Raw genomic sequence first — 3519 nt, 5'->3', positions numbered from 1 at the left:
TCGCGAGCAAGCTCGCTCCCACAAGGGAAACCTATGTGTGACTGGGGGGGGTATCGGGTGCCGGCAGTTGTGGCGGCGGGGCAAACCCGAACGGCGCCAACGCAAACCCCTGTTCATCCACCTGCAACGTCCAACCCTGCTTGTCCCAATCCCCCAGCACGATGCGTCTCGCTGCGTGTTCGCCCAGTTGCAGCTTGTGGATGGCGGGACGGTGGGTGTGGCCGTGGACCAAGGTCTTCACGCCGTATTGCTGCATGATCCGTGGGATCTCTTCGGGCGTGACGTCGACGATGTCGTTGGCTTTCATCCGGGTCTGGGTGCGGCTTTCGCTGCGCAGCTTGCGCGCCAGTTTCTGGCGGCTGCCCAGCGGCAGGTGGCGCAGGATGAACAACGTGACCGGGTTGCGCAGCCAGCGGCGCAGCTTCATGTAGCCGACATCCCGCGTGCAGAGGCTGTCGCCATGCATCAGCAACACCGGTTCGCCGTTGAACTGCACGACACTCGGATCCTTGAGCAAGGTGCAGCCAGCCGCTTTGCAGAACGCCTGCCCGAGCATGAAGTCGCGATTGCCGTGCATGAGGAAAATGGCTGTGCCGCTGTCACTCAATTCGCGCAGGGCCTGGCAGATGGAACGCTGGAACGGTGTCATGGCATCGTCGCCGATCCAGGCTTCGAAAAAGTCGCCCAGGATGTACAACGCTTGCGCCGAGCGGGCGCGTGTGGCGAGTAAATCCAGAAACGCCCGGGTGATGTCCGGGCGCTCCTCTTCCAGATGCAAATCTGAAATCAGCAATATCACTCAATGATCTCGGCGTTCTCGATGATCACGTCTTCTGCCGGGACGTCCTGGTGGCCGGCCTTGGAAGTGGTGGATACGCCTTTGATCTTGTCGACCACGTCGGTGCCGGCGGTGACTTTACCGAATACCGCGTAGCCCCAACCCTGGACGTTCTTGCCGCTGTGGTTCAGGAAGCTGTTGTCGGCAACGTTGATGAAGAACTGCGCGGAGGCCGAATGCGGCTCCATGGTGCGGGCCATGGCGACAGTGTATTTGTCGTTGGAAAGGCCGTTGTCGGCTTCGTTCTGGATGCTCGGGCGCTTGTCTTTCTTTTCCTTCATGCCCGGTTCGAAGCCGCCGCCCTGGATCATGAAGTTGCCGATGACACGGTGGAACACGGTGTTGGTGTAGTGCCCGGCCTTGACGTATTCAACGAAGTTGGCAACGGTAATCGGTGCCTTTTCGGCGTTCAGTTCCAGGACGATGTCGCCATGGTTGGTGGTCAGTTTGACTTGGGTCATGATCACTACTCTTTCAAGGAATTCGTGGGTTTCGGGGCGCGAACGCCCGCAACCGGTCTGGCTGTAATCGGCCAGGCTGGGCAGTTTAGCGTGCCGGGCACGAAATTCGAGGCTGTTTTTCATCGGGTCGTCGATTAAATTCAATCGTTTGCCGGCTCGGCCTGTCAGGTGCTTGACAGCATCGGCTATGATACGGGCTTTGATTTATCAGGCCGCACCCGGCCGCGCACTTGTACGTTCAAGGATCCTATGAGCAAGCCCACTGTCGACCCTACCTCGAATTCCAAGACCGGCCCGGCCGTGCCGGTCAATTTCCTGCGCCCGATTGTCCAGGCGGACCTGGATTCGGGTAAGCATACGCAGATCGTCACCCGCTTCCCGCCGGAGCCCAACGGCTACCTGCACATCGGTCACGCTAAATCCATTTGCGTGAACTTCGGCCTGGCCGAGGAGTTCGGTGGCGTCACGCACTTGCGTTTCGATGACACCAACCCGGCCAAGGAAGACCAGGAATACATCGACGCGATCAAGAGCGACGTCAAGTGGCTGGGGTTCGAATGGGCCGGCGAAGTTCGCTACGCCTCGCAGTATTTCGACCAGTTGCATGATTGGGCGGTCGAGCTGATCAAGTCCGGCAACGCCTACGTGTGCGACCTGACGCCGGAGCAGGCCAAGGAATACCGTGGCAGCCTGACCGAGCCGGGCCGCAACAGCCCGTTCCGTGACCGCAGCGTGGAAGAGAACCTGGACCTGTTCGCCCGCATGCGCGCCGGTGAGTTCCCGGACGGTGCCCGTGTGCTGCGCGCCAAGATCGACATGGCCTCGCCGAACATGAACCTGCGCGACCCGATCATGTACCGCATCCGTCATGCCCATCACCACCAGACGGGCGACAAGTGGTGCATCTACCCGAACTATGACTTCACCCACGGCCAGTCGGACGCCATCGAAGGCATCACGCACTCGATCTGCACCCTGGAATTCGAAAGCCACCGTCCATTGTACGAGTGGTTCCTGGAGCACCTGCCGGTGCCGGCCAACCCGCGCCAGTACGAGTTCAGCCGCCTGAACCTGAACTACACCATCACCAGCAAGCGCAAGCTCAAGCAGTTGGTGGACGAGAAGCACGTCAGCGGTTGGGATGACCCACGCATGTCGACGCTGTCGGGCTTCCGCCGTCGTGGCTACACGCCGAAGTCGATCCGCAATTTCTGCGAGATGATCGGCACCAACCGCTCCGACGGCGTGGTGGACTTCGGCATGCTGGAATTCAGCATCCGCGACGACCTCGACCACAGTGCGCCGCGCGCCATGTGCGTGTTGCGTCCGCTGAAAGTCGTCATCACCAATTACCCGGAAGGCCAGGTCGAGAACCTCGAGCTGCCGTGCCACCCGAAAGAAGACATGGGCGTGCGCGTCCTGCCGTTCGCCCGGGAAATCTACATCGACCGTGAAGACTTCATGGAAGAGCCGCCAAAAGGCTACAAGCGCCTGGAGCCTGCCGGCGAAGTGCGCCTGCGTGGCAGCTACGTGATCCGCGCCGACGAGGCCATCAAGGACGCCGACGGTAACATCGTCGAGCTGCGTTGCTCCTACGACCCCGACACCCTGGGCAAGAACCCGGAAGGTCGCAAGGTCAAGGGCGTGATCCACTGGGTGCCGGCCGCCGCCAGCGTCGAGTGCGAAGTGCGCCTGTACGATCGCCTGTTCCGTTCGCCGAACCCGGAGAAGGCCGAAGACAGCGCCAGTTTCCTGGACAACATCAACCCTGACTCCCTGCAAGTGCTCACTGGTTGTCGTGCCGAGCCATCGCTGGGCAACGCACAGCCGGAAGACCGTTTCCAGTTCGAGCGCGAAGGTTACTTCTGCGCGGATATCAAGGACTCGAAACCCGGTGCTCCGGTGTTCAACCGTACCGTGACCTTGCGCGATTCCTGGGGTCAGTGATCAAGTCTTAAGGGAAACCCTGTGCTTACGATCTACAACACGCTCACCAAGAGCAAAGAAGTCTTCAAGCCGTTGGATGGCAACAAGGTGCGCATGTACGTCTGCGGCATGACCGTGTACGACTATTGCCACCTGGGCCACGGCCGCAGCATGGTCGCCTTCGACCTGGTGACCCGCTGGTTGCGTTTCAGCGGTTATGACCTGACCTACGTGCGCAACATCACCGACATCGACGACAAGATCATCAATCGTGCCAACGAGAATGGTGAAGCG

3 protein-coding genes and 1 pseudogene are annotated in these 3519 nt (G+C 60.5%); 2 read left to right on the top strand and 2 right to left on the bottom strand.

Annotation, left to right across the window (positions count from 1 at the left end):
• Positions 1-31 precede the first annotated feature (31 nt).
• Together OC610_RS23535 and OC610_RS23530 are read right to left on the bottom strand one after the other, a co-directional pair.
• Positions 32-799, bottom strand: coding sequence for a UDP-2,3-diacylglucosamine diphosphatase (locus tag OC610_RS23535; protein WP_264431242.1), 768 nt, complete (start codon positions 797-799; stop codon positions 32-34).
• Positions 796-1299, bottom strand: coding sequence for a peptidylprolyl isomerase (locus OC610_RS23530; RefSeq protein ID WP_264431244.1), 504 nt, complete (start codon positions 1297-1299; stop codon positions 796-798). Before OC610_RS23530 ends, OC610_RS23535 begins: the two co-directional genes overlap by 4 nt.
• Before the next feature lie 249 nt (positions 1300-1548).
• Between OC610_RS23530 and OC610_RS23525 the strand changes: the two genes are divergently transcribed.
• Positions 1549-3246 (top strand): glutamine--tRNA ligase/YqeY domain fusion protein, encoded by a 1698-nt coding sequence (locus OC610_RS23525; RefSeq protein WP_030142114.1) that lies wholly within the window; start codon positions 1549-1551, stop codon positions 3244-3246.
• Positions 3247-3267: 21 nt separating this feature from the next.
• Positions 3268-3519 (top strand): annotated as a pseudogene (locus OC610_RS23520) (cysteine--tRNA ligase); the annotation flags it as partial.

Source organism: Pseudomonas agronomica (assembly GCF_025917275.1).
Taxonomy (GTDB): Bacteria; Pseudomonadota; Gammaproteobacteria; order Pseudomonadales; family Pseudomonadaceae; genus Aquipseudomonas; species Aquipseudomonas agronomica.
The sequence above is the reverse complement of the archived record's forward strand: the minus strand, read 5'-3'. Positions and strand labels throughout refer to the sequence as shown.